The organism is Streptomyces sp. NBC_01485, assembly GCF_036227125.1.
In the GTDB taxonomy this organism is placed as follows: Bacteria; Actinomycetota; Actinomycetes; order Streptomycetales; family Streptomycetaceae; genus Streptomyces.
This window is the reverse complement of the sequence record NZ_CP109435.1, coordinates 5,781,531-5,807,033: the sequence shown is the minus strand read 5'-3', so window position 1 is coordinate 5,807,033 and position 25,503 is coordinate 5,781,531. Positions and strand designations below refer to the sequence as shown.

Sequence of the window (25,503 nt, the reverse complement as noted above, 5' to 3'; positions counted from 1 at the left end):
ACGTCATCCTCATGACCTGCATGGTCCGCATGGTCCGCATGGTCCTCATGAGTAGAGGTTGTCCTTGCTGACCTCGTGCACGTGGTCGTGGCCGTGATCGTGCGTGCCGGGCACGTGCGGGTCGGTCACCGGCAGGGACGAGTCCGCCGACAGGTCCCAGCTCGACGCGGCCCGCCCCCGGGTCATCATCTCCGCGCCCAGGGCGGCGACCATCGCGCCGTTGTCCGTGCACAGCTTGGGACGGGGCACGCGCAGCCGGATGCCGTCCGCCTCACAGCGCTCCTGGGCCAGCACCCGCAGCCGCGAGTTGGCGGCCACGCCGCCGCCGATCATCAGGTGGTCGACGCCCTCGTCCTTGCAGGCGCGGACGGCCTTGCGGGTCAGGACGTCCACGACCGCCTCCTGGAAGGAGGCCGCCACGTCCCGCACCGGAACGTCCTCGCCCGCCGCCCGCTTGGCCTCGATCCAGCGGGCGACCGACGTCTTCAGCCCCGAGAAGGAGAAGTCGTACGCCGGGTCGCGGGGGCCGGTGAGGCCGCGCGGGAACGCTATGGCCTTCGGGTCGCCCTCGCGCGCGTACCGGTCGATGACCGGACCGCCCGGGAAGCCCAGGTTCAGCACGCGCGCGATCTTGTCGAACGCCTCGCCCGCCGCGTCGTCGATGGTCGCGCCCATCGGACGGACGTCGGAGGTGATGTCGCTCGACAGGAGCAGGGAGGAGTGGCCGCCGGACACCAGCAGCGCCATCGTCGGCTCGGGCAGCGGGCCGTGCTCCAGTTGGTCCACGCAGATGTGGGAGGCGAGGTGGTTGACGCCGTAGAGGGGCTTGCCGAGGGCGTAGGCGTACGCCTTCGCCGCCGAGACGCCGACCAGGAGGGCGCCGGCGAGGCCGGGACCGGCCGTGACGGCGATGCCGTCGAGGTCCCTCGGGCTCACGCCCGCTTCCTTCAGCGCCCGTTCGATGGTCGGGACCATCGCCTCCAGGTGGGCCCGGGAGGCCACCTCCGGCACGACCCCGCCGAAGCGGGCGTGCTCGTCGACGCTGGAGGCGATCGCGTCCGCCAGCAGGGTCGTACCGCGCACGACGCCGACGCCGGTCTCGTCGCAGGAGGTCTCGATCCCCAGTACGAGGGGTTCGTCAGCCATTGGTCTCGGTTCCTTGCGTTCCTGCCACGGATGTGGACGGGTCGGTCAGTCGCATCACCAGGGCGTCCACGTTCCCCGGCTGGTAGTAGCCGCGCCGGAAGCCGATGGCCTCGAAGCCGAAGCGCTCGTACAGCTTCTGGGCGCGGACGTTGTCGATCCGGCACTCCAGCATGACCTCGGCGCACTCGAAGGCGGTCGCCGCACGCAGCAGCTCCGTCAGCAGACGGCCGCCGAGTCCGGTGCCCCAGTACTCAGGGGCGACGGCGATGGTCTGCACGTCGGCCAGGTCCCCGGCGGCGGCGAGACCCGCGTACCCGACGATCCGGCCGCCGGCGGACGCGTCACCGCCCCTGGTCTCATCGCCACCCCTGGTCTCATCACCACCGCCGGCCTCGTCGACCGCGACGACGTACCGCCGGGTCGCGTCGGCGCCGCGGGCGTGGGCCAGGTCGGACCAGAACATGCCCCGGGACCAGGTGTCCTCGGGGAAGAGGGCCTTCTCCAGCTCCAGCACGGGTTCGATGTCCCACCAGCGCATCTCGCGCAGCACGGGGTGGCCGGGCGGGTTGACGGCATCGGTCACTTGGGGGTGACCACCTTGTAGTTCTTCGGCACCTGGGCGTCCGGCCGGCGCAGATACAGCGGGCGCGGCTCCGGGAGCTCCTCGCCCGCGGCCAGCCGCTCCGCGGCCAGGCTCGCGAGGGCCGCCGCGGAGACGTGCCCGGGTTCGTGCGCGTCCGGGAAGGCGTCCGGGTACAGCAGCGCGCCCGCGCCGACGGCCGGCAGCCCGGCCACCTCGTCGGCGATGTCGGCGGGCCGGTCCACGGCGGGGCCCGAGAGCCGCGTCCGGGAGTCGGCGTAGCGCGCCCAGTAGACCTCCTTGCGGCGCGCGTCGGTCGCCACCACGAAGGGTCCTTCGAGGTCGGAGGCGTACGCGAGGCCGTCGAGCGTGCACAGACCGTGCACGGGGACACCGAGCGCGAGGCCGAACGTGTCGGCGGTCATCAGCCCGACCCGCAGCCCGGTGTAGGGGCCGGGGCCGATGCCGACGACGATCCCGGTGACGGCGTCGAGCCTGAGCCCGGCCCCGGCGAGCAGCCGGTCGACGGCCGGCAGCAGCAGTTCACCGTGCCGGCGCGCGTCCACCTGACTCGAGGAGGCGACGACGTCCGTGCCGTCGTGCAGCGCGACGGTGACGGCGGGGGTGGCGGTATCCAGAGCGAGCAAGAGCACGCAAACAGCCTACGGCTCCCACGCCCCGCGCACGGCCGCGCCGACGGAGGCCGCACCGACTGCTAGCGTCACCGCGAAACGTGACGTACGGGACAGACCCGTAGGTGAACAGCCAGAGACAACCAGAGCAGACAGATCGGATGAGGTGGTCCCGGATGGCAGGCAACAGCTCGACTTTCGTGGCCGGGCTCACCGTGGCGGCCCTCGCGACGGTCGGGTTCCTCGCCTTCCAGGCGTCGGCCAGCGCCCCGGCCGACCTCGCCGAGCCGCGGCGCAGCGGCGCCCCCGTGACGGCGCCGAAGGCGCACCGCGACAAGGAGCACCCGGCGGCGCTGCCGGCCGACTCCGGAGTGGGTGCGCGGGTCGTGTACTCGCTGGACGACGACCGGGTCTGGCTGGTCGCCGCGAACGGCAAGGTCAACCGCACGTTCAAGGTGACCCCCGGCAGCGTGGACCCGCTCACGGGCGACTACTCCGTCACCTCGCGCTCGGGTGCCGTCACCGGCACCGACGGCACCCCCGTCGAGCACGTCGTGCGCTTCGCCACCGTCGACGACGTGACGATCGGCTTCAGCGCGGCGCTGGACGGCTCGCTGCCGGAGCCCGACCCGACGGTGCGCACGGGCGGCATCCGGGAGAGCGTCGCGGACGGCGACGCGATGTGGGGCTTCGCGACGATCGGCCAGTCGGTGGTCGTGATCCCGTAAGGGTGATCCCGCGCGATCCCACGTGATCCCGTAGGGCTTACGCCGCCTTGGGGCGCTCCATGGGCTGTTCCACGACCGTCGCAGGGTCGGGCAGCCGCGGCGGTGTCGAGACGGCCTCGGCCGCCGCGCACGAGGCCAGCAGGTCACGCATGGACACACCGGCGACAACCGCGAACGGCTGCGGCTGCTTGTTCTCGATGGCCGACATGGACGCCTCCTGAAGTTCGGGGGCGGGCGTGGTTAGGTAGACCTAACCACGAACTGGATACCATGTGACCACGCACAAGACGCCGAACGCAACATCTTGCCGACGCGTTGTCGGAATATCCACGAAGTCAGGCCGAGAGCACGCCGAGGTCCACCGAAGCCCACCGCTCACCCAGCCCGGTGACGGTGACGTGCCGCACCTCGTCCGTCTCCGTGGCTCCGGGGGGCGTCCCCGGGGAGGACACAGTGCCGACGGTCCGGTGGATACGGACCTGGAGCCGGTCGTCGGTCAGCTCCTCGACCTTGCCCTCGCCCCACTCCACGACGATCACCGAGTCGGACAGCGAGACGTCCAGGTCGAGGTCCTCCATCTCGTCGAGCCCGCCGCCCAGGCGGTACGCGTCGACGTGGACGAGCGGCGGACCGTCCCCCAGGGAGGGGTGCACGCGGGCGATCACGAACGTCGGGGAGGTCACGGCGCCCCGGATGCCGAGCCCCTCGCCGAGCCCACGGGTGAGCGTCGTCTTGCCCGCGCCGAGCTCCCCGCTGAGCATCACGAGATCGCCGGCGCGCACCAGCTTGGCCAGCCGGCGGCCCAACTCCCCCATCTGCCCAGGGGAGTTGACGACCAGCCGAACGGACCGGGGCGATGCCGCACTTTCTTCCATCGTCACTCACTCGCAGTAGTACACTGTTCACACCCCGCAAGGGGTCGGTTCGGGCTGGACCGCAGCCGAAGGCTGGAAGCCACCTCCGTCAGGAGGAGGCGGAGTCACAGCCATTCACGGTAGCGGTGGTCGGTATCGCCCCCGTGCGGGCGAGTAGATCAGCGAGGCGGTCGGTGACGACTTCCGGGTGCTCCAGCATCACCAAGTGCCCGGCATCCGGCACCAGAACCAATTCGGCGCCCGGCAACTCGTCGGCGATCGCCTCGCTGTGCTCGCTCGGCGTGACCAGGTCCCCGATCCCGGCCAGCACCAGCACCGGCATGTCGGTGAAGCAGCCCAGCGCCCCGGTCTTGTCGTGATCCGTGAAGGCCGGGTAGAACTCGGCGACGACGTCGATGGGCGTCCCCTCGATCATCCGCTCGGCGAACCGCGCCACGGCCGGGTCGACGTCCCGCGACGCGAACGAGTACCGCTTGATGACCCCGGCGAAGAGATCGGCGGTGACCCGCCGCCCCTTCTCCACCAGGGCCGCCTGCTGCCCGAGCGCCTTCAGCACCCCCGGCAGCACCCGCCGCACCGCGTTCACACCGGCGACCGGCAGTCCGAAGTTGACCTCGCCGAGCCGCCCGGACGACGTCCCCACGAAGGCGGTGGCGACGACCCGCTCCCGGATCAGCTCGGGATACAGGGCGGCCAGGGCCATCACCGTCATCCCGCCCATGGAGTGCCCGACGAGCACGATCGGCCCCTCGGGCACGGCCGCGTCGATGACCGCCTTCAGGTCCCGCCCGAGCTGGTCGATGCTGACCGGCACGCCGTCCTGCGCCTGGGCGTGGCCGCGCGCGGAGCGGCCGTGGCTGCGCTGGTCCCAGTGCACGGTCCGTACGACGCCGCGCAGGGCCGCCCGCTGGAAGTGCCAGGAGTCCTGGGTGAGGCAGTAGCCGTGGCTGAAGACGACGGTGACGGGCAGCGGCGCCTTGCGCCCGAAGAGCCGCCGCCGCCGGCCGGGCGGCCCGCCCTGCGGCTCGACGTCGTCGACCTCGTAGTACAGCTCGGTGCCGTCGTCGGCGTACGCCCGGCCCGGGGTGCCGCGCAGCCCGCCGTAGGGCCCCGCCGAGTCGAGGGCGAGCCGGGCCTTGGCCCGCATGCCCCGCCCCACGGTCATCCGTTCCACGGCGACCCCGGCCGCGGCGCCCGCGGCGATCACGCCTATCGCGGCGCCGGCGATACCGGTCGCCCGGCGCCAGCTCCCGCCCGTCCCCGTAGCGGAGACGGCGGCGGCGGCCGCCGAGGCGGCACTCGCCACCGCCTCCGCGCTGCTCTCGCTCACGTACCGCTCCTGTCCGGCAGATGTCCTTGCGCTGACTCGTTCACATAGACGCGGGGGACGCGCGCTCCGATGCGCGTGACGATCTCGTACCCGATGGTTCCGGCCGCCTGCGCCCAGTCCTGCGCCGTGGGCTCGCCGCGGTCGCCGGGCCCGAAGAGGACCGCCTCCGCGCCGGCCTCGGGTTCGTCGCCACCGAGGTCGACGACGAACTGGTCCATCGCGATGCGCCCGGCGGCCGTCCGCCACTTGCCGCCGACCAGCACGGGGCCGGTCCCGGAGGCGTGCCGCGGTACGCCGTCCGCGTAGCCGAGGGGCACCAGCCCGAGCGTCGTCTCCCCGGGGGTGACGTAGTGGTGGCCGTAACTCACGCCGTGTCCGCCCGGTACGTGCTTCACGAGGGCGAGCGAGGCCGCGAGGGTCATCACCGGACGCAGCCCGAAGTCGGCGGCGGAGCCCAGCTCGGGGCTGGGCGAGAGGCCGTACATCGCGATGCCCGGGCGGACGAGGTCGAAGTGGGTCTCCGGGAGCGTCAGCATGGCCGGCGAGTTGGCGATGTGCCGCACCTCGGCCCGCACGCCCTGCCCCTCCGCGTACGCCACCATCTCGCGGAACCGCCCGAGCTGCCCGGCGATGGAGGGATGCCCGGGCTCATCGGCACAGGCGAAGTGCGACCACAGCCCGGTGACGCGAAGGAATCCGGCCTCCTCGGCCCGCAGGGCCGCACCGACCAGCTCGGGCCAGTCCCCGGGCTGACACCCGTTGCGCCCGAGCCCGGTATCGGCCTTGAGCTGCACGAGAGCGGTGCGCCCGGCACTCCGCGCCCCCTCCACGGCCTCCCGCAGCGCCCAGATCCCACTGACCGACACATCGATGCCGGCCTCGATCGCCTCCCGCCAGGGCCCGCCCGGCGTCCACAGCCAGCACAGGATCCGGACGTCGGCCGGCAGCCCGCCCGCCGCGCGCAGCGCCAACGCCTCCTCGGGCGTGGCGGTGCCCACCCAGCCGGCCCCGGCCTCGACGGCCGCCCGGGCACACGGCAGCGCCCCGTGCCCGTACCCGTCGGCCTTCACCACGGCCATGAACGCCGCCCCCGGCGCCTTGGCCCGCAGGGTCCGCACATTGGCCCGCAGCGCGGCCAGGTCGATCTCGGCACGGGTGCGCGACGGGTTTGCGGGCGGCTCGACAGTCTCACTCATCGCGCCCAGTGTCTCAGAGCGCTCCGACAGCCCCCTAGGTACCGGGCCGGTGACCCCACACGTAGACCCGGTCGCCCTTCTTCAGCACACCCCACAGCTTGCGCGCGTCACCGAGGGTGAGATTGACGCAGCCCTGGGAACCGATGGTGGTGTGGATGGTCCCGTAGACGGCGTGGAAGGCCTGGCCGCCGTCGAAGAACTGGGCATACGGCATAGGGGTGTTGTAGAGGGTCGACACATGGTTCTTGTGCCGCCAGTAGACGGTGTGCCACCCCTTACGGGTCGGATGGGCGGCCCGCCCGCTCCGCATCGACACGGGCCCGAAGACGGCCTTCGCCCCCTTCTGCACCCACGTCACCTGCCGATCGAGATCCACACAGGCGACCCGGTACGCCCGCACCGGACACTTCTTCTTCGCGTTCGGGTTCTTCTTGGCCGAGATGAGCTGCATCCGAGCCCACGTGACAGGCCCCGCGAACCCGATGGCGGGAATGATCTTCTCCTTCACCTGGAACGCACGGACGGCCCGGCAATCGGCGGCGGACTGCTTCCCGTCCACCTTCAACTTCAGCCACCGCTCGACGGCCCGCTGATAAGGCCCCGCCCGCTTACTACAGGCCACCCGCAGGGCAACCTCCTCCAACGGCACGTACTCGACCAGCGCATACGTCCCCTCCACCGCATCCCGCGGCTCGACGGCATCCTCGGCGGCGGACGGCTCGTACACCGTGGGGGCGAGCACCTGGTCGGGCGTGTCGATCTGCCAGGGCAGATCCACCCCCGGCGGCACACCGGGCACGAGCTGGGTCTGCGGGTCGGGGGGCGCGGGGGCGGCGCGGGCGGGGGCAGCCGGGGCCCCGAGGGAGAGAAGGGACACGACGGCAAGAACAAGAGCCATATTTCGTACGCTGATCACACGATCAGGGAAGCGCGGGGCACCCATCGACCGGGGGTGGCGCGCTGTGGGGTCACTCTTACGAGGGGCACCCGGGAGCGGAAGGCGAAGACGTGACAGACAACGGCACGCGGACCGACTGGAAGCAGATCGCGACCAACTCGCTGCTCTACGGCCTCGCCGTCCTCGCCTCGGACGCCCTGACACACGTCGCGATGTCCCCGGGCACCGCTCGTGACGTGTGCTTCGTGGTGTTCATCCCGATCATCGGCTTTGGACTCCACGAGGCGACGGAGGCCGTGCTGAAACGCCGGTCCGAACCATCCAGCCCGTCTGGGGGTAACCCCTCCGGGAGAGTCTGAGGATGAGACAGGTTGCCTCTCCCGGCCGGGGAGCCGGGGGCATCCCGCTCAGTGCTCACGCGGTCGTGCCGGGGCACGAGTGGCAGCGTTGCGCCACCACCACAGGCCCCGGCACGACGGTTGCGAGAGTCCGAAGTGCACCCCGCACCGTGGACACCACGGAAGCCCGTTCTCAGGGTCCGTAGGGCACTCGGCGGTACAGCGGGGGCACTCGTTCACGGGGCCTCTCTCAGGTCTCAGGCGCTCAAGTCTCAGGCGCTCAGGCGCTCAGTCGCTCAGGTCGAACTCTCCGGCTTTGACGGCAGAGGTCAGCGTCACCCACTGCTCAGCCGTCATGGTGACGACGGTGTCGGGACGCTCACTGTCCCGCAACGCCACCGTGCCCGGCACGTTCACCGCCACCTGCGGGCAGTTGCCGACCTTCTTGTCACGGCAGGCCGCCGCGCTGACGAACTCGTACTCGGGGATTGCGCTCATGGTGCTTATCCCTTCGCTGTACCACTCCGGGGAATCGGTCCCCGCGCCGTGTTGCAACCCGTTCCGGCAGACGCGATAACTCATCTTCCGGAACGGGGGCTTTGGTACTGCCCTTGCACCTCGCGATGCCCCGGAGCGGCAGCCATCGAGTTTTGGTACTGGTTGTGCGGGTGGTCAGGCGTCCTGGACGTCGCTCTCGCGGTAGGGGTTGCCCTCCGCCGGAGTCACGCGCCAATAGGTCTCGACCATGGACTTGAATTGCCGATGGGTCGGATTGAGGCCCGTGTGTTTCAGCGCCCAGACTTCAACCGGCAAAGGCTCGTTGTCGGTTGGCTGCGCTTCCGCACCACAGGTCATGCACACGGCCGAGTAGATGCCCTGCGGGGCACCCTCGGCGGCCTCTGCGCCCAGCATCCATTCCGCAGCCTTGATGATCGAACGCATCAAAGTTCTCCCCTACTGCGCCTGTTCACTTCGGCCAATTTGGCGCGCAGCATTTCCGGACGGCCCTGGCAGCCCGTACACGTGCACGTCGGGTAGCTCGTGCTCACTTCCGGCACCCGTACCGGCTTTACCGTGCGCTTTGCACGCACGGGTGTGCGAACACCCGTTCCGGATTGATCCGGTACACCGAAATGGTCATGCTCACCTGGCATCCCTCCAAGGGTCTGCCTGGGCGCTTGTACCGGCGTTCCTGGGCGGGTCACCCAGGCGTTCGACGTAGGGCCGGACGAGAGCGCCCGTGTACTCCCACGACTGCGGCGACCACTCTGCGCGCGCCTGCGGCTGCGGAGCCTGCACGAGCGGCGCGTGACGTTGCCCGCGACGCCTGCGGGCCGTCACCAGCCTCGCTCCCCACACGTCCGGCGAGAGACGCCTAGCGGGCACTGGAGGCGCTGCGGGGGGGGTGTAGCAGGTCGGTACCTGCCGGGGGTACAGGGCCGGAATACGGCTCTGACCCGTTCGAGTGCAGTGCGGATAGGGTCTGTCACGTCGACGCTCCTCTGAAGCGTTGGCCACGCCCCCGGACCGGTCGCACGGTCGCGGGGGTACTTGCTGTCTGACCATGCTGACGGCCCATCAAGGACGTCTTTGCCCAGGTGCCGCGACACCTGGGACGCCTCGGCGGTAGCGTGGAAGAACGCCCAAACGTCCCCGGGGGGAACCTTGAACACCGCCCTACGCTCAGCTATGCAGTCCGCCGGACTGACGCCACGGCAGCTTGCCGCCCGAGTTGGCGTTTCGGGCAAGACCGTTGAGCGATGGGTTGCGGACGCCGATCTGATCCCGCACGCCCGGAACCGGGAAGACGCCTGCAAGGCGTTGGGAGTTGACGAAGAAATGCTGTGGCCGAAAGTCGTCAAGGACCGCATTAAAACCGGTGGCGACCGGGAGATCGTCCGTTCCTATCCGTACCGATCTTCTTGCCCTTCAACCGTATGGGGTGAGCTGATCGCCAATGCCACAGGAGAACTATTCTTCGCGGGGTACACGAATTACTTCCTGTGGCTCGACCAGCCTGCATTCGTCTCAACCCTGCGCCAGAAGCTCGACAGCGGCTGTCGAGTTCGCTTCCTCCTGGGCGACCCGGACGGGGAAGTGACGCGCAATCGAGAAATAATCGAAGATGTGGCACTCACAGTATCCACGCGGATTCGCATCACACTTGAACACCTGGGCAAGCTCGGGTCACATGAGAGTCTGGAAACGCGTTTCTCGACCCCAGATGATGCGGTAAATCACGTATCCCTGTCCGTGTTCCGATTCGACAACGAGGCGCTGGTTACTCCTCACCTCGCCCGAATGGTCGGGCATGACTCGCCACTCCTGCACTTGCGGCGGTACGACGACGGGGGCATGTTCGCTCGATTTGCTGAGCACGCAGAGGAGTTGTGGTCAAGGGGTGTACCGGTAGAGCCTGCGCTCAACAGGCAGCGTTAGTCATCGCGAAAGGCAGAAAAGGGCCCTGGCCCCTCTCAACCCGGGCGAGAGTTGAGAGGGGCCTTTGCTGTACGCAAAATCGTCTGAGCGCTCAATACGGATGCCGCCTGCGATGCCCACGAAATACTGACTGAAGTCGCCAAAGATGCGCGGGGCGGCAGCCCCCAGGGACGGGATGGGACGGGTAGGGGCGGCGGGGGCGAAAAAACCACGCCCCCTACCCCCTGACCACATCCCGCCAAGCCCCCCGAACCCCCTCCGCCACATCCTGCGCCCCCACCGGCGCCCCCTCCGCCGCGAACCGCCCCGCCAACCCATGCAGATACGCCCCCACACTCCCCGCATCCAACGCACTCAACCCCGCCGCCAGCAACGACCCCGCAAGCCCCGACAACACGTCTCCACTCCCAGCCGTCGCCAGCCAAGCAGTCCCCGTGGCATTCACCCGCACCACACCCGCACCCCCGACACCCGCACCCGCACCCGCACCCGCACCCGCACCCGCACCCGCACCCGCACCCGCGACCAACGTCGTCGACCCCTTCAGCAACACCGTCGCCCGATACCGCGCCGCCAACTCCCGCACCGATGCCAGCCGAGCCCCCTCCACCTCCTCCCGCGCCACCCCCAACAACGCGGCCGCCTCCCCCGCGTGCGGCGTCATCAACGTCGGCGCGCCACGCCCCCGTACCGCACCGGCGTCCGCCAGCCGCAACCCGTCCGCGTCGATCAGCACCGGCACCTCCGCGGCCAGCACCTCCGCCACCGTCCGCGCGTCGTCCCCGATCCCCGGCCCGACGACCCACGCCTGCACCCGCCCCGCCCGCCCGGGCCCCTGGTCGGACACGAGCGTCTCGGGAAACCGTGCGATGACCGCGTCCCCGGCCGGCCCGACGTACCGCACGGCCCCCGCCCCGCCCCGCAGCGCCCCCGCGACGGCCAGCACGGCCGCACCCGGATACCGGGCCGACCCGGCCGCGATCCCGACGACACCGCGCCGGTACTTGTCGCTCTCCCCACCCGGCACCGGCAACAACGCGGCCACGTCCGCATGCTGCAAGGCCTCCAGCTCCGCCCGGTCGGGCAGTTCGCCCCCGAGCCCGATGTCGACGAGCCGCACCGACCCGGCGTACTCCCGCGCCGGATCGACGAGCAACCCCGGCTTGTGCGTGCCGAAGGTGACGGTCAGGTCGGCGCGGATCGCACTCCCGCGCACCTCCCCGGTGTCGGCGTCGACCCCGCTGGGCAGATCGACGGCGACGACGAGAGCCCGCGCCCCGGCGACCACCGCGGCCAACCCGGCCGCCTCCGGCCGCAGCCCGCCCCTCCCCCCGATCCCGACGATGCCGTCCAGCACCAGATCGGCCCGCCGAACAACCTCCTCGACCCCACGAGCCGCCCCACCGGCCGCGCCACCGAACCCCCCGCCGGCCGCCCCGCCAACCGCGATCGTGCGCCCCCCGGCCCGCCGCAGAGCCGCCAGCCCCCCGGCATGCGTGCGCTCGGGCGCGAGCAGCACAGCGGTGACCCCCGCCCCCCGCCGGGCCAGCCGAGCCCCGGCGTACAGGGCGTCACCCCCGTTGTCCCCGCTCCCCACCAGCAGCACGATCCGCCGCCCGTACACCCGCCCCAGCAGATCCGCACAGGCGGCGGCCAGCCCGGCGGCGGCCCGCTGCATCAGCGCCCCTTCCGGAACCCGGGCCATCAGGGCCCGCTCGGCACGACGAACGGTCTCCACGCAGTAGGCAGTACGCATACGCCGAGTCTCCCCCGGCCGCCCCCACCACCGCATCACGGGTAGGTGAGCTGTGGAAATGTGACATTCCCCCACCCAAGTGTCACATTTCTACGCGGACCACCCCCCGCTCACCGCACCCGGTCGGCTCACCCGCCGGCGATCACCCCTCGGCGATCACCACCGCCGAAGCCACGCCCGCGTCATGACTCAACGACACATGCCACGAGCGAACGCCCAGTTCGGCCGCCCGCGCGGCGACGCTCCCCCGCACCCGCAACCGAGGCCGCCCGCTGCCCTCGACGTACACCTCCGCGTCCGTCCACAGCAGCCCGGGCGGCGCCCCCAGCGCCTTGGCCAGCGCCTCCTTCGCCGCGAACCGCGCCGCCAGCGAGGCGGCCCCCCGCCGCTCCCCGCTCGGCAGCAGCAACTCGCTCTCCAGGAACAGCCGCTGGGCAAGCCCCGGCGTCCGCTCCATTGACGCCGCGAACCGCTCGATCTCGGCAACGTCGATACCGACCCCGATGATGCTCATGCCGAGCACCCTACGGCCGCGCTGTCACAGGCGGCTGCTAGCCTGCGGCGACTTGATCACGTCAACTCGAACTTGCCGACCTCGACTCGAACTTGATGACGTGAAGCTCGACGACGTCAGGAAGAAGACGAACCCCGCCGCGCGCCCTGGGGGGCCAGCCCGCGCGCCGCGGACAGTGACGCCAGGGGGCGGACGGCATGACCAGCACCACCAGCGCCAGACCCATGGGCGCGGGCTCATCAGGCCCGACTTTCGACCCGTACGACAACACACCCGAGCTGATCCCGCTGCGCAGCGCCGCGCAGGCCGGGCACTGGCCGGCCGTCCGGGACTGCTTCGCGGCGCTCGACTCCGTCGACAAGCTCGCCTCGGCCTCCAGCCTCCTCGCCGACCTTCCCGGCGTCGAGGACTTCCTGGAGCGGGCGGCCGCCGACCAGCCCGCCGACCCGCTCCCGCGCACCCTCCTCGCCGAGCGGTACGTCTACATCGGCTGGGACATCCGCAGCGGGGCCCGCGCCCAGCACGTCTCGCGGGACCAGTTCAGCCAGTTCCACGACTGGCTGCGCCGGGCCGAGCAGATACTGATCGAGGTGTGCGCCGAGCACCCCGCGTACGCCCCCGCCTGGACCGCCCGCCTGATGACCGCGCGCGGGCTGCAACTGGGGCAGGCGGAGGCCCGCCGCCGCTACGACCGGCTGGCCGCCCACCACCCCCACCACTACCGCGCCCAGACCCAACTGCTCCAGCAGTTGTGCCCGAAGTGGAGCGGCTCGTGGGACGCGGCGCACGGCTTCGCCCGCGAGTGCGCGACCGCCGCCCCCGACGGTTCGAACGCCGCCGCCCTGGTCGCCCTCGTCCACATCGAGCAGTGGCTCGACCTGCCCGGCGGCGAGGACGCGGCCTACATGCGCGGGCTGCCGGTCCGCGACGACCTGCGCTTCGCCGCCCAGGTCTCCGTACTGCACCCGGACCACCGGCCCGACTGGAACTCGATCGGCGCGCACAACGCGTTCGCGTTCGCCTTCTCGCTCGGCGGCCACTTCGCTGACGCGGCCCCGCACTTCGCGTTCCTCGGCGACCGCGCGTCCGAGTTCCCGTGGCAGTACCTGCCCGACAAGAAGTCGGCGTTCCTCAACTGCCGCAAGTCCGCGCTGGACACCCGAGGAGGGGGCAGCCGATGACCACCGACCTGCACGACGACAGCACCGTGGACGCCCTCGCCGCCCTCACCGGCCTGATCTCCCACACCACCACCCACCACATCCCCACCCTCTACGCCCCCGCCCCCGCGTCCGGCAACGAGATCACCGCCGGTCTCTTCTTCCGGGTGGGCCACGCCGACGAGACCCTGGCCACCGCCGGCCTCACCCACCTCGTCGAGCACCTCGCCCTGCACCGCCTCGGCCTGTCCGACCTGCACTACAACGGCGCGACGGCGAACGCATACACCCTCTTCCACGTCCACGGCAGCGAGGAGGAGGTCGTCACGTACCTCAACAGCGTGTGCGCGGGGCTGCGCGACCTGCCGATGGAACGGCTGGAGACGGAGAAGGAGATCCTCCGCACGGAGGCGGCCGGCCGCGGCGGCGGCCCCCAGCAGCGGATGCCGCTGTGGCGCTACGGCGCCCAGGGCTACGGCCTGTCCAGCTACAACGAGCTGGGCACCTGGAGCCTGACCCCCGACCAGGTCCGCCACTGGGCGCAGACCCGCTTCACCCGCGACAACGCGGTCCTCTGGATCACCAGCGACCACGTCCCCGAGGGCCTGGACCTCACCCTCCCCGCAGGCACCCGCTTCCCCGCCCCCGCCGCGACCAGCGCCCTGCCCACCACCCCCGCGTACATCAGCGGCGACGACGGCCACGTCGTCCTCACCTCGGTGCTGCGCCGCTCGACCGCGGCCAGTGTCTTCGCGGACGTCCTGGGCAAGGCCCTCTTCCAGGACCTGCGCCAGGAGGGCGGCTACTCCTACTCCGCGGAGGCCGACTACGCCCCGCGCGACGCCGACTTCGCCACCCTCACCGCGTACGCCGACTCCCTCCCGCAGAAGCAGGACGCGGTCGTCGGCGGCTTCGTCGACACCCTCGCCCGCCTCCGCGCGGGCCGCATCGAGCAGTCCGAACTGGACTCCGCCCGCACCAAGCTCCTCAAGATCTACGACACCCCCGACCTCGGCGCCGCCACCCTCCCCTCGTACGCGCTGAGCCTGCTGCTCGGGCACCGCATCCTCACCCCCGAGCAGCACAAGGCGGAGCTGAACGCGGTGACCCTGGACGACCTGCGCGAGGTCGCCCGCGAGGCCTGGGACGGCGCGCTGCTCCAGGTCCCCGGCCGGGGCGTCGACTGGGCGGGCCTCACCCTCGCCCCCCAGTGCTCCACCGCCTCCGTCACCGGCACCCGCCACCAGTCCCTGGAGGACGAGCAGGTCACCCTGGTCATCGGCGCCGAGGGCGTCAGCCTCCTGACCCCCAGGGGCCCGATCACCGTGCGCTACGACGCCTGCGCGGCGATGACCACCCGCCCCGACGGCGCCCGCAGCCTCACCGGCCACGACGGCTTCTCGGTCACCGTGGAACCCACGCTGTACCGGGGGGTGACCCCGGAGCGCATAGCGGCACTGGACGCGGCGGCCCCCTCCGAGGCGACGGTACGGATGCCGGCCCGCGACCCCGGCCACATCCCCCAGCCGCAACCCCGCAAGGCGACCTCCGCACCGCGATCCGCCGCAGGCACCGGCGCCACGTGGGCCTGGACCACCGCCCTCTGCCTCGTGGGCCTGCTGGCGGTGTCCTGGGGCCTGCTCTGCGGGATCATCACCGCCGACGAGTCCGCGGCCGCCGACCCGGAGTGGGACGCGGTCACCGGCGTCTGGATCATGGAACTCCCCCTGGCCTTCGCCACCTGGAAGCTGTACACGGCCCGAAGGAGCCGCAGACGCGGCTAACCCGTGCTCAGGCTCGGTACAAGCGGGCGAGCGGGCGGCCGACTCGCCGTGAGACAAGGCCGCCCGCCACCGCACCCGCCACCACACCTACCGCCGAAGCACCCCCAAGGCACCCGCCCGAAGCCCCCCGCATCACTCCGGATGGGCCACCGCGTCCTTCTGCAGGAGAGCCGCTGCCAGCAGACTCAGCGTCGGCTCCGCCTTGCGCAGCGCCCTCACCGCCGCGATCGAGGCGACGTCCCCCGTGAAACCGGCGGCGGCCAGCCGGGCGCGGACCCAGTCGGCGCGCAACTGGGCCTCGCCGACGGCGACCCTGGCCTCGACGAGCGCGACCGCTCGCTCCAGCCCCGCCCGCTCCCCGTCCGAAGCCTCGGCCAGCACCTCGCGCAGCGCCGTCGCGATCACGTCGGCGTCCCGGATGACCAGCACGAAGTCCTGCTTCTTGTTCAGTCCCGCGATCCCTGTCATACGGATCATCGTGACCGTCAGACTCCGCACCTGCCAAGCGACTTGAGCACCCTCAGAGCCTCGGCCCGAACCGCCCCCCTTACTCCACCGTCACCGACTTCGCCAGGTTGCGCGGCTGGTCCACCTCGTTGCCGCGAGCCGTCGCCAGTTCGCACGCGAAGACCTGCAACGGCACCGTGGTCACCAGCGGCTGGAGCAAGGTCGGCGTGACGGGCACCCGTACGAGATGGTCGGCGTACGGCACCACCGCCTCGTCCCCCTCCTCCGCGATCACGATCGTCCGCGCACCCCGCGCCCGGATCTCCTGGATGTTGGACACGATCTTGTCGTGGAGGACGGACCGCCCGCGCGGCGAGGGCACGACCACCACCACCGGCAGATCCTCCTCGATGAGAGCGATCGGCCCGTGCTTCAGCTCCCCCGCGGCGAACCCCTCCGCGTGCATGTACGCCAGCTCCTTCAGCTTCAGCGCACCCTCCAGGGCGACGGGATACCCCACGTGCCGCCCCAGGAACAGCACCGTGTCCTTGCCGGCGAGCGACCGCGCCAGCTCCCGCACCGGCTCCATGGTCTCCAGCACCCGCTCGACGGCGCCGGAGATCTGCGCGAGGTCCCGGACGACGTCCTGGATCTCGTCCCCCCACTTGGTGCCGCGCACCTGGCCGAGATACAGCGCGACCAGATAGCAGGCGACCAGTTGCGTCAGGAACGCCTTCGTCGAGGCGACCGCCACCTCCGGCCCGGCGTGCGTGTACAGCACCGCGTCCGACTCACGCGGGATGGTCGAGCCGTTGGTGTTGCAGATGGCCAGCACCTTGGACCCCTGCTCCCGGGCATGCCGCAGCGCCATCAGCGTGTCCATCGTCTCGCCGGACTGCGAGATGGCGATGACGAGCGACGTCGAGTCCAGGATCGGGTCCCGGTAGCGGAACTCGCTGGCCAGCTCCACCTCGCACGGGATGCGCGTCCAGTGCTCGATGGCGTACTTGGCGATGAGGCCCGCGTGGAAGGCCGTACCGCACGCGACGATGACGACCTTGTCGACCTTCCGCAGCTCGGCGGCCGGGATCCGCACCTCGTCGAGGGTCAGCGCCCCGGAGGCGTCGATGCGGCCCAGCAGGGTATCGGCGACAGCCTTGGGCTGCTCGGCGATCTCCTTGAGCATGAAGTAGTCATAACCCCCCTTTTCCGCGGCCGACGCGTCCCAGTCGACGTGATACGAGCGCACGTCCGCCGGACGGCCGTCGAACCCGGTCACCGTCACGCCGTCCCTGCGCAGCTCCACCACCTGGTCCTGACCCAGCTCGATCGCCGACCGCGTATGGGCGATGAACGCGGCGACGTCCGAGGCGAGAAAGGCCTCACCCTCTCCAACGCCCACCACCAGCGGCGAGTTCCGCCGCGCGCCGACCACCACATCGGGCTCGTCGGCGTGCACCGCGACCAGCGTGAACGCCCCCTCCAGCCGTCGGCACACCAGCCGCATGGACTCCGCCAGGTCGGAGGTCACGGAGAACTCCTCGGCGAGCAGATGCGCCACGACCTCGGTGTCGGTCTCGGAGAGCAGCTCGTGCCCCCGCTCGGCCAGCTCGCCCCGCAGCGCGGCGAAGTTCTCGATGATCCCGTTGTGCACGACGGCGACGCGCCCCGCGTTGTCGAGATGAGGATGGGCGTTGGCGTCGGTGGGCCCGCCATGGGTGGCCCAGCGCGTGTGCCCGATGCCCGTCGTACCGGCCGGCAGCGGCCGTTCCGTCAGCTCCTTCTCCAGGTTGACGAGTTTGCCCGCCTTCCTGGCGGCGGCGAGCCCCCCGTCGGCCGGCACGGCGACACCCGCCGAGTCGTACCCCCGGTACTCCAGCCGCTTCAGTCCGGCCATGACGACGTCGAGCGCCGACTGAGACCCCACGTATCCCACGATTCCGCACATGCGCGGCAGCCTACGACCGATCACTGCCCCGAAAGAGCCTCCACGTGCCCGATTCCGGAAATTCCCACGCCCGTACGCCCCCTCCTCACCCCAACTCCCCCCTCCTCACCCCACCCCTGCCCTCCACACCACTCCCCCCTTACTTCCCCCTACTCCCCGGACCGTGACGGACCCCACCCGCCACCCCGTTCAAACTCCGTTCACAATGGAGTGTGATCTCTCCGGTCTCCCCGATGCCCCGGAGCGCCCACCGGCACAGGCCGGAGGCGACTCCCTACGTCGACCTCACCCGAAGCGAGTGGAGCGCGCTGCGCGAGAAGACGCCGCTGCCGCTGACGGCCGAGGAGGTCGAGAAGCTGCGCGGACTCGGCGACGTCATCGACCTCGACGAGGTGCGCGACATCTACCTCCCGCTCTCCCGCCTCCTCAACCTCTACGTCGGCGCCACCGACGGCCTGCGCGGCGCCCTGAACACCTTCCTCGGCGAACAGGGCTCGCAGTCCGGGACCCCGTTCGTGATAGGCGTCGCGGGCTCCGTCGCCGTGGGAAAGTCCACCGTCGCCCGCCTCCTGCAGGCGCTCCTCTCCCGCTGGCCGGAACACCCCCGCGTGGAACTGGTCACCACGGACGGCTTCCTGCTCCCCACCAAGGAGCTGGAGGCCCGCGGTCTGATGGCGCGGAAAGGTTTCCCCGAGTCCTACGACCGCCGCGCGCTGACCCGCTTCGTGGCCGACATCAAGGCGGGCAAGGACGAGGTCACAGCGCCCGTCTACTCCCACCTGATCTACGACATCGTGCCGGACCGCAGGCTCACCGTCCGCCGCCCCGACATTCTCATCGTCGAGGGCCTGAACGTCCTGCAGCCCGCCCTCCCCGGCAACGACGGCCGCACCCGCGTCGGCCTCGCCGACTACTTCGACTTCAGCGTGTACGTCGACGCGAGCGCCGAGGACATCGAGCGCTGGTACCTCAGCCGGTTCGGGAAACTGCGCCGAACCGCCTTCCAGAACCCCGACTCGTACTTCCGCAAGTACACCCAGGTCTCCGAGGAGGAGGCCGTCGACTACGCCCGCACCCTCTGGCGCACCATCAACAAGCCCAACCTGGTGGAGAACATCGCCCCCACCCGCGGCCGGGCCACCCTCGTGGTCCGCAAGGGCCAGGACCACAAGGTGCAGCGCCTGCGGCTGCGCAAACTCTGACGGCTACCCTGCCCCCATGCTGCACCTGCGCCTGATCACCCCGTCGGACCGGACCGACGACGTGGTCCGCCTGATCGAGAAGACCGTCGGCACCACCCACCTCGTGGTGGTGCCGGGCGCGGCCCGCAACCCGGTCGGCGACGTCGTCCTGTGCGACGTGGCACGCGAGGCGGGGGACGAACTCCTCACCGGCCTCCAGCAGTTGGGGCTGGACAAGACCGGCTCGATCGCCGTGGAGAACATCGACCTGTCGCTCTCCCTGCGCGCCGACAAGGCCGAGGCGGAGGCGCCCGGCGAGGGCGCCGACGCGGTCCTGTGGGAGCACCTCGCGGACGCCACCCACGAGGAGTCGACGCTCTCCATCACCTACATCGCGTTCATCACCCTCGCCACGATGATCGCGGCCTGCGGTGTGGTGCTCGACAGCGCGGTCCTGATCGTGGGGGCGATGGCCGTGGGCCCCGAGTTCGGCCCGCTGGCCGGCATCTCCACGTCGATCGTGCAGCGCGCACCCCGCCTGGCCCTGCGCTCACTGATCGCCCTGCTGGCCGGCTTCGCGGTGGCCATGGCGGTGACGGTGGGCTTCAGCCTCCTGATGGACGCCCTCGGCCAGTTCAGCAGGGAGCAGTTGGACGGCCCCCGCCCCCAGACCGGCTTCGTCTACGCCCCCGACCCGTTCTCGTTCATCGTGGCCGTCCTGGCAGGCATCGCCGGCACCCTCTCCCTGACCTCCGCGAAGTCCGGCGCCCTGGTGGGCGTGGCCATCTCGGTCACGACGGTCCCGGCAGCCGCCAACGCCGCCGTAGCCCTCAGCTACGGCGACACCGAACAGACCTGGGGCTCAACAGAACAACTCCTGCTGAACCTCCTGGGCATCATCCTGGCCGGCACGCTGACGTTGCTGGCCCAGAAGGCGCTCTGGGCACGGCAACGATCAATCACGGGTTAGCGCAGTCACCCCAGGGGCGCGGGGAACTGCGCGACAAGCCACGAAGCACCCGCAGCCCGCAAACAACAGAACCCCCAACCCCAACCCGACCCGGCTCCTAACCCAGCGCCGACTTCACAACATCCGCCAGCCGCCCGGCAACAGCCCGAGCCTGATCGATATCAGCAGCCTCGACCATCACCCGCACCAACGGCTCGGTCCCGGAAGGCCGAAGCAACACCCGCCCGGTGGCCCCGAGTTCCCGCTCCGCCTCACCAACAGCAACAGCAAGCTCGGCCGAGTCCCCGACACGGGACCTGTCGACGTCAGGCACATTGATCAGCACCTGAGGCAACCGCTCCATCACAGAGGCCAGTTCCCGCAACGAGCGCCCGCTCTGGACGACCCGGGCCGCCAGCATGAGCCCCGTCAGCGTCCCGTCCCCGGTCGTCGCGTGGTCGAGGATGATCACGTGCCCGGACTGCTCACCGCCCAGCGCGTACCCGTGCTCCTTCATCTCCTCCAGCACATACCGGTCGCCGACGGCGGCCTGCACGAGCTGGATCCCCTCCCGCTCCATGGCCAGCTTGAAGCCGAGGTTGGACATGACGGTCGCGACGACGGTGTCCGAGCGCAGCACCCCCCGCTCGCGCATGGACAGGGCGAGCACGGCGAGGATCTGGTCCCCGTCGATCTCCTCGCCCGTGTGGTCCACGGCGAGGCACCGGTCGGCGTCCCCGTCGTGCGCGATGCCGAAGGCGGCCCCGTGCTCGATGACCGCGGCCTTCAGCTTGTCCAGGTGCGTGGAGCCGCACCCGTCGTTGATGTTGAGCCCGTCCGGCTCGGCCCCGATGGTCACGACCTCCGCGCCGGCCCGCGCGAACGCCTCCGGGGACACCCACGCCGCAGCGCCGTGCGCCTCGTCGAGGACGATCTTCAGCCCGTCGAGCCGGTTCGGCAGGACGGCGATGAGGTGGGCGACGTACCGGTCGAACCCCTCGTCGTAGGAGCGGACGCGCCCGACGCCGCCGCCGGTCGGCCGGTCCCAGGGCGCGCCGGTGCGGTGCTCGTCGTAGACGGACTCGATCCGGTCCTCGAGCTGGTCGGCGAGCTTGTGGCCGCCGCGGGCGAAGAACTTGATGCCGTTGTCGGGCATGGCGTTGTGGCTGGCGGAGAGCATCACGCCGAGGTCGGCGCCGAGCACGCCGGTCAGGTACGCGACGGCGGGCGTGGGCAGCACGCCGACCTTCAGCACGTCCACACCGGCGCTCGCCAGGCCGGCCACCACGGCGGCCTCCAGGAACTCCCCGGACGCGCGCGGATCCCGTCCGACCACGGCCACCGGCCGGTGCCCCTGGAAGGTACCCGCCTCGGCCAGCACGTGCGCCGCCGCGACGGACAGGCCGAGCGCCATCTCCGCCGTCAGATCCGCGTTGGCGACACCGCGCACGCCGTCCGTGCCGAAGAGTCGTCCCACTTGTCCTCCTGAGGAAGCGTCAGTTTCAAAAGCCGTGCGGGTGCGTCGGACGGCTCAGCCGATCCGCGGCGGCTCCCGCATCCAGGCATTGGATGCCCTGAACATCCGATCACACAAGCCTTTGAGCACCTTGTGCCGTTATACGCCCACGGCTGCGAGAAAACGAACGCCCCGGCGACACTGTGGCGTGCCGCCGGGGCGTTCGGAGTACGTACGGGCGAGCCGAACCCGGCCCGACCCGGATATACGTACGAGCAGGCAGCGAAGCTTAACGCTTGCTGTACTGCGGGGCCTTGCGGGCCTTCTTGAGACCGGCCTTCTTGCGCTCGACCGCACGGTCGTCACGCGTGAGGAAGCCGGCCTTCTTGAGCGCGGCGCGGTTGTTGTCGACGTCGGCCTCGTTCAGCGCGCGGGCGACACCGAGACGGAGCGCGCCGGCCTGACCGGAGACACCGCCGCCGGAGATGCGGGCGACGACGTCGTAACGGTTTTCGAGCTCGAGCACCTTGAAGGGCTCGTTGACTTCCTGCTGGTGCACCTTGTTCGGGAAGTAGTCCTCGAGGGTGCGACCGTTGATCTTCCACTTGCCGGTGCCCGGGACGATCCGGACGCGGGCGATGGCGTTCTTGCGGCGACCCAGGCCGGCGGCCGGCTGGGGCTCGCCGAAGCGGGAGGCCAGGGACTCCGAGGTGTACTCACCCTCGACGGGGACCTCGGACTCGGTGGTGTAGCTGTCGATGTCGACGAGCTCGGTCTCTTCGAGCGGCTGCTCGGCAGTGGTCTCGGCCACGGTTCTCCTCAGATTCTCTTCAGCTTGGGGCGGTGTGGCCGGAATTACTGCGCGACCTGGGTGATCTCGAACGGCACAGGCTGCTGCGCCGCGTGCGGGTGCACGTCACCCTTGTAGACCTTCAGCTTCGAGAGCATCTGACGGCCGAGCGTGTTCTTGGGGAGCATGCCCTTGACGGCCTTCTCGACGGCCTTCTCCGGGTTGTTCGCCAGGAGGTCGTCGTAGCGCACGGAGCGCAGGCCGCCCGGGTACCCGGAGTGGCGGTAGGCCATCTTCTGGGTCCGCTTGTTGCCGGAGAGGTGCACCTTGTCGGCGTTGATGATGATGACGAAGTCACCGGTGTCGACGTGGGGCGCGTAGATCGGCTTGTGCTTGCCCCGGAGGAGGGACGCGGCAGTGGTGGCGAGACGGCCCAGGACGATGTCCTGAGCGTCGATGACGTGCCACTGGCGCGTCACATCGCCGGGCTTGGGGCTGTACGTACGCACGGTTCGTAGCCTTCGCTTCTTCAGTGAATGGTCCTGACAAGGTCACCGAAGACGATCACGACAGCCCAGACCGCACTGCGGCGACGCATACCGCGTGCTGGTCGCTGGTCATCGGCCCGGTGGACCGGTGTAAGGGCCCGTCCCGTGAGAAGAGCGCGCCAATACACAACGAAGATGCAGGATACCCGCGTCCGGGGGGCCGGGTCAAAACGGCCCCGGCCACCACCCTGCCCACCGCCCCGGCCACGCCCTCTCCACCGCCGCCGGAACCCCCCGTCCCGAGTGGCCCGCGCCACACGCGCCACGACGGCCGGTACGGCGGCCTGCGGGAACGCCGTACCGAACCACCCGGAGATGTCGCGTTTGCCCGCACTCCCGCCCGCAACCCCGGGTCCCGCGATGCCCGTCGGAACGGAACAGCAACCCCCGCTCCCCGTCTAAGATGCGGCCCATGAGCTATGGGCAGGGGGGACCTCAGTCCCAGTGGGATCCGTGGAAACCGAACTCCCAGCAGCCGTGGGCCTCCGGCGATGACGGCCGGACCCCGGACTGGGCCGCGCTCGCCGAGGCGTCCGAGACACGCAACAAGCGCCGCCGGCTGTTCCTCATAGGCGGCGGCGCGCTCGCCACGCTCGCCATCGGCACCGCCGTGGCCATGGCCGTGGTGTCGGCGAACGGCAGCGACGAGGCGAGCAGGCCGACGGCCTCACTGCCCGCGACCGCCGACCTGCCGAGCGCGTCCACCGACCCGTCCTTCGCGCCGACCAGCGCCCCGCCCCCGCTGGACCCGAAGGAGTTCGTCGCCGCCGAGGCCAAGGACACCGCCCCCAACGGCCCCGACCTCCTCTTCCCCGGCACACAGCTCACCATGGGCTCGGCCGTGTACAAAAAGGGCCCCAAGGCGGACAGCACCACGTGCACCACGGGCGCCGCGGGCACTCTGGCCAAGGTCCTCACCGCCAACGGCTGCACCCGCATCATGCGGATCACGTACACCAAGGACGACCTCGCGGTGACGGTCGGCGTGGCCGTCTTCGACACCGAGGCGCAGGCCCTCAAGGCCAAGAGCCAGGCCGACGACCGGAGCATCGTCAAGGCCCTCACCGGCGGCGACGTCAAGGCCTTCTGCGAGGGCGCGATCTGCCGCTCGACGACCAACTCCTACGGCCGGTACGCCTACTTCACGATCACCGGCTTCACCAACGGCAAGAACGTGACGACGAAGGACACCGCGGCCTTCACCACGGGCGACGACCTCGCCGAGTTCGCCTTCCAGCGCATCCGCCAGCGCGGCGAGGCCCAGGCCTCGGCGGCGGCCGACAACTGACCTGGCCGACCTGCGGGAAGAGGCCGGGTCAGCAGCACCCGGCCGCACCGGGCAGCGACCGCTTGTTCCGCGCCTCCCTGCTGCGCGCGGCGAGCAGTTCGTCGGCCGGGTAGCCGACCTCCTCCAGCGTCAGCCCGTGCGGCCGTACGACGTGCACTGCCGAGTCCCGTACGCCCGCGCCCAGCACCTTCCCGGGCCACTCCGGCCTCCGGTGCCCGTCCCCCACGAACAGCAGCGCCCCGATCAGCGAGCGCACCATGTTGTGGCAGAAGGCGTCGGCCCGGACGGTCGCGGTGATGATCCCGTCGTCCCCGCGCACCAGGCTCAGCGCCTGCAGCGTCCGGATGGTGGTCGCGCCCTCCCGCCGCTTGCAGTAGGCGGCGAAGTCGTGCTCGCCTAGCAGCAGCCGGGCGGCCTCGTTCATGGCGTCGACGTCGAGCGGCCAGTCGTGCCACAGGACGTGGCCCCGCAGCAGCGGATCGACACCCCCGGGGTTGTCGGTGACCCGGTACGCGTACCGCCGCCAGACGGCGGAGAACCGTGCGTTGAAGCCGCTGGGCGCCTCCCGCAGCGCCCACACCCGCACGTCCTTGGGCAGCCGCCCGGCGAGCCGCTTGAGCAGCTTCTCGTGGTGCTCGCGCCAGACCTCCTCCGGCAGATCGACATGGGCGACCTGCCCCCGCGCGTGCACCCCGGCATCGGTGCGCCCGGCCACGGTCAGCTCGTACGTCCGCGTCGACCGCGTCACGGTCCGCAGGGCGTCCTCGATCTCCCCCTGCACGGTCCGCCGGCCCCCGGCCTGCTTGGCCCACCCGGAGAACCCGGTCCCGTCGTAGGAGAGGTCGAGACGTATCCGTACGTGTCCGGGCTGTGCTTCGTCGCTCACGTGGAGATCCTCTCAGGACCGGGTCCGCTTCCAAAAACGCGAAAGCGGGCCCGCCCCGAAGGGCGAACCCGCTTCCGACGTCAGGCGGAGCCTCAGGCGTCCTTGGACTCCTCGGCAGCGGCCTCGGCCGCCTCCGGCTTGGCGTCCTCGACGACCTCGTCGGCCTTGGTCTCCTCGACCTGGGCCTCGTCGGCCTCCTTGACCGCACGCTTGGTGGCGGCCTCGGCCTCACCGGTCGCCTGCTGTGCGACCGTCAGCGCCTCGACCAGCTCGATGACGGCCATGGGCGCGTTGTCGCCACGACGGTTACCGATCTTGGTGATGCGGGTGTAGCCACCGGGACGGTTCTCGTAGCGCGGGCCGATCTCGGTGAAGAGCGTGTGCACGACGCTCTTGTCCGTGATGATCTGGAGCACCTGACGGCGGTTGTGAAGGTCGCCCTTCTTGCCCTTGGTGACCAGACGCTCGGCGTACGGACGCAGCTTGCGCGCCTTCGCCTCGGTGGTGGTGATACGGCCGTGCTCGAACAGCGCCTTCGCGAGGTTCGCGAGAAGCAGCTTCTCGTGCGAGGCGCTGCCGCCCAGACGGGCACCCTTGGTGGGCTTCGGCATGGTTCTTCTCCTGTGTGTCTGCC

At 70.8% G+C, this 25,503-nt stretch carries 27 protein-coding genes; 8 read left to right on the top strand and 19 right to left on the bottom strand.

Annotation, left to right across the window (positions count from 1 at the left end; all coding sequences use genetic code 11):
* Positions 1 to 45 precede the first annotated feature (45 nt).
* Genes tsaD through tsaB form a run of 3 tightly spaced genes read right to left on the bottom strand, consistent with a single transcriptional unit; the run spans position 46 to position 2,379 of the window.
* Positions 46 to 1,146, bottom strand: coding sequence for a tRNA (adenosine(37)-N6)-threonylcarbamoyltransferase complex transferase subunit TsaD (tsaD, locus tag OG352_RS26420; protein ID WP_329220259.1), 1,101 nt, complete (start codon positions 1,144 to 1,146; stop codon positions 46 to 48).
* Positions 1,139 to 1,684 carry a ribosomal protein S18-alanine N-acetyltransferase gene (gene rimI, locus OG352_RS26415; protein ID WP_329223968.1) on the bottom strand — a complete coding sequence of 182 codons (546 nt, stop codon included), beginning with the start codon at positions 1,682 to 1,684 and terminating at the stop codon, positions 1,139 to 1,141. Before rimI ends, tsaD begins: the two co-directional genes overlap by 8 nt.
* A 41-nt stretch (positions 1,685 to 1,725) precedes the next feature.
* Positions 1,726 to 2,379, bottom strand: coding sequence for a tRNA (adenosine(37)-N6)-threonylcarbamoyltransferase complex dimerization subunit type 1 TsaB (gene tsaB / locus OG352_RS26410; protein WP_329220257.1), 654 nt, complete (start codon positions 2,377 to 2,379; stop codon positions 1,726 to 1,728).
* 155 nt (positions 2,380 to 2,534) lie between these two features.
* On the opposite strand from tsaB, the gene OG352_RS26405 reads away from it, so the two are divergent.
* Complete coding sequence (locus OG352_RS26405; protein ID WP_329220255.1) at positions 2,535 to 3,086, top strand: hypothetical protein; 552 nt, start codon at positions 2,535 to 2,537, stop codon at positions 3,084 to 3,086.
* A 37-nt stretch (positions 3,087 to 3,123) separates the two neighbouring features.
* Here the strand turns inward: OG352_RS26405 and OG352_RS26400 are convergent, their stop codons facing one another.
* From OG352_RS26400 to OG352_RS26380, 5 genes are all read right to left on the bottom strand, one after another.
* Positions 3,124 to 3,294: a hypothetical protein gene (locus OG352_RS26400; protein ID WP_329220253.1), complete on the bottom strand. Its 171-nt coding sequence runs from the start codon at positions 3,292 to 3,294 to the stop codon at positions 3,124 to 3,126.
* Positions 3,295 to 3,421: 127 nt separating this feature from the next.
* Complete coding sequence (tsaE, locus tag OG352_RS26395; protein ID WP_443072339.1) at positions 3,422 to 3,961, bottom strand: tRNA (adenosine(37)-N6)-threonylcarbamoyltransferase complex ATPase subunit type 1 TsaE; 540 nt, start codon at positions 3,959 to 3,961, stop codon at positions 3,422 to 3,424.
* 88 nt (positions 3,962 to 4,049) lie between these two features.
* Entirely contained in the window at positions 4,050 to 5,291 is a 1,242-nt protein-coding gene (locus OG352_RS26390) for an alpha/beta fold hydrolase (RefSeq protein WP_329220251.1), read from the bottom strand.
* Entirely contained in the window at positions 5,288 to 6,487 is a 1,200-nt protein-coding gene (gene alr, locus OG352_RS26385) for an alanine racemase (protein WP_329220250.1), read from the bottom strand. Before alr ends, OG352_RS26390 begins: the two co-directional genes overlap by 4 nt.
* Before the next feature lie 34 nt (positions 6,488 to 6,521).
* Entirely contained in the window at positions 6,522 to 7,385 is an 864-nt protein-coding gene (locus OG352_RS26380; protein WP_329220249.1) for a L,D-transpeptidase family protein, read from the bottom strand.
* Between the two features lie 110 nt (positions 7,386 to 7,495).
* Between OG352_RS26380 and OG352_RS26375 the strand changes: the two genes are divergently transcribed.
* Positions 7,496 to 7,744 carry a hypothetical protein gene (locus tag OG352_RS26375; RefSeq protein WP_329220248.1) on the top strand — a complete coding sequence of 83 codons (249 nt, stop codon included), beginning with the start codon at positions 7,496 to 7,498 and terminating at the stop codon, positions 7,742 to 7,744.
* 267 nt (positions 7,745 to 8,011) lie between these two features.
* On the opposite strand, the gene OG352_RS26370 is transcribed toward OG352_RS26375, so the two are convergent.
* Complete coding sequence (locus OG352_RS26370; RefSeq protein WP_329220247.1) at positions 8,012 to 8,221, bottom strand: DUF397 domain-containing protein; 210 nt, start codon at positions 8,219 to 8,221, stop codon at positions 8,012 to 8,014.
* A 174-nt stretch (positions 8,222 to 8,395) separates the two neighbouring features.
* Entirely contained in the window at positions 8,396 to 8,665 is a 270-nt protein-coding gene (locus OG352_RS26365) for a DUF7848 domain-containing protein (protein ID WP_329220246.1), read from the bottom strand.
* A 747-nt stretch (positions 8,666 to 9,412) separates the two neighbouring features.
* On the opposite strand from OG352_RS26365, the gene OG352_RS26360 reads away from it, so the two are divergent.
* Positions 9,413 to 10,162, top strand: a complete 750-nt coding sequence (locus tag OG352_RS26360) for a helix-turn-helix domain-containing protein (RefSeq protein WP_329220245.1) — start codon at positions 9,413 to 9,415, stop codon at positions 10,160 to 10,162.
* A gap of 217 nt (positions 10,163 to 10,379) precedes the next feature.
* Here the strand turns inward: OG352_RS26360 and OG352_RS26355 are convergent, their stop codons facing one another.
* Positions 10,380 to 11,918 carry an NAD(P)H-hydrate epimerase gene (locus tag OG352_RS26355; RefSeq protein WP_329220244.1) on the bottom strand — a complete coding sequence of 513 codons (1,539 nt, stop codon included), beginning with the start codon at positions 11,916 to 11,918 and terminating at the stop codon, positions 10,380 to 10,382.
* Positions 11,919 to 12,060: 142 nt separating this feature from the next.
* On the bottom strand, positions 12,061 to 12,432 hold the full coding sequence (locus tag OG352_RS26350; RefSeq protein WP_329220243.1) for a holo-ACP synthase: 372 nt from the start codon (positions 12,430 to 12,432) through the stop codon (positions 12,061 to 12,063).
* Between the two features lie 197 nt (positions 12,433 to 12,629).
* On the opposite strand from OG352_RS26350, the gene OG352_RS26345 reads away from it, so the two are divergent.
* Together OG352_RS26345 and OG352_RS26340 are read left to right on the top strand one after the other, a co-directional pair.
* A complete protein-coding gene (locus OG352_RS26345) occupies positions 12,630 to 13,613 on the top strand; it encodes a hypothetical protein (RefSeq protein ID WP_329220241.1) in 984 nt (327 codons plus the stop codon).
* Positions 13,610 to 15,376 carry a M16 family metallopeptidase gene (locus tag OG352_RS26340; RefSeq protein ID WP_329220239.1) on the top strand — a complete coding sequence of 589 codons (1,767 nt, stop codon included), beginning with the start codon at positions 13,610 to 13,612 and terminating at the stop codon, positions 15,374 to 15,376. The genes OG352_RS26345 and OG352_RS26340 overlap by 4 nt, the downstream gene beginning before the upstream one ends.
* A gap of 132 nt (positions 15,377 to 15,508) precedes the next feature.
* On the opposite strand, the gene OG352_RS26335 is transcribed toward OG352_RS26340, so the two are convergent.
* Both OG352_RS26335 and glmS read right to left on the bottom strand, forming a co-directional pair.
* Complete coding sequence (locus OG352_RS26335; RefSeq protein WP_329220237.1) at positions 15,509 to 15,844, bottom strand: hypothetical protein; 336 nt, start codon at positions 15,842 to 15,844, stop codon at positions 15,509 to 15,511.
* Positions 15,845 to 15,923: 79 nt separating this feature from the next.
* Positions 15,924 to 17,771 carry a glutamine--fructose-6-phosphate transaminase (isomerizing) gene (glmS, locus tag OG352_RS26330; protein WP_329220235.1) on the bottom strand — a complete coding sequence of 616 codons (1,848 nt, stop codon included), beginning with the start codon at positions 17,769 to 17,771 and terminating at the stop codon, positions 15,924 to 15,926.
* Between the two features lie 233 nt (positions 17,772 to 18,004).
* Between glmS and coaA the strand changes: the two genes are divergently transcribed.
* Positions 18,005 to 18,973, top strand: a complete 969-nt coding sequence (gene coaA, locus OG352_RS26325) for a type I pantothenate kinase (RefSeq protein WP_329220234.1) — start codon at positions 18,005 to 18,007, stop codon at positions 18,971 to 18,973.
* Between the two features lie 16 nt (positions 18,974 to 18,989).
* A complete protein-coding gene (locus tag OG352_RS26320; RefSeq protein WP_329220233.1) occupies positions 18,990 to 19,922 on the top strand; it encodes a DUF389 domain-containing protein in 933 nt (310 codons plus the stop codon).
* A gap of 97 nt (positions 19,923 to 20,019) precedes the next feature.
* Here the strand turns inward: OG352_RS26320 and glmM are convergent, their stop codons facing one another.
* The 3 genes from glmM to rplM form a co-directional block, all read right to left on the bottom strand.
* A complete protein-coding gene (glmM, locus tag OG352_RS26315; RefSeq protein WP_329220232.1) occupies positions 20,020 to 21,378 on the bottom strand; it encodes a phosphoglucosamine mutase in 1,359 nt (452 codons plus the stop codon).
* 268 nt (positions 21,379 to 21,646) lie between these two features.
* Positions 21,647 to 22,168 carry a 30S ribosomal protein S9 gene (gene rpsI, locus OG352_RS26310; protein ID WP_329220231.1) on the bottom strand — a complete coding sequence of 174 codons (522 nt, stop codon included), beginning with the start codon at positions 22,166 to 22,168 and terminating at the stop codon, positions 21,647 to 21,649.
* Between the two features lie 44 nt (positions 22,169 to 22,212).
* Positions 22,213 to 22,656, bottom strand: a complete 444-nt coding sequence (rplM, locus tag OG352_RS26305; protein WP_020132189.1) for a 50S ribosomal protein L13 — start codon at positions 22,654 to 22,656, stop codon at positions 22,213 to 22,215.
* A gap of 451 nt (positions 22,657 to 23,107) precedes the next feature.
* Between rplM and OG352_RS26300 the strand changes: the two genes are divergently transcribed.
* Positions 23,108 to 23,983, top strand: a complete 876-nt coding sequence (locus OG352_RS26300; protein ID WP_329220229.1) for a hypothetical protein — start codon at positions 23,108 to 23,110, stop codon at positions 23,981 to 23,983.
* Between the two features lie 28 nt (positions 23,984 to 24,011).
* On the opposite strand, the gene truA is transcribed toward OG352_RS26300, so the two are convergent.
* Together truA and rplQ are read right to left on the bottom strand one after the other, a co-directional pair.
* Positions 24,012 to 24,869 (bottom strand): tRNA pseudouridine(38-40) synthase TruA, encoded by an 858-nt coding sequence (gene truA / locus OG352_RS26295; RefSeq protein ID WP_329220227.1) that lies wholly within the window; start codon positions 24,867 to 24,869, stop codon positions 24,012 to 24,014.
* A 92-nt stretch (positions 24,870 to 24,961) separates the two neighbouring features.
* Positions 24,962 to 25,480 carry a 50S ribosomal protein L17 gene (rplQ, locus tag OG352_RS26290; RefSeq protein ID WP_329220226.1) on the bottom strand — a complete coding sequence of 173 codons (519 nt, stop codon included), beginning with the start codon at positions 25,478 to 25,480 and terminating at the stop codon, positions 24,962 to 24,964.
* Between the last annotated feature and the right edge of the window lie 23 nt (positions 25,481 to 25,503).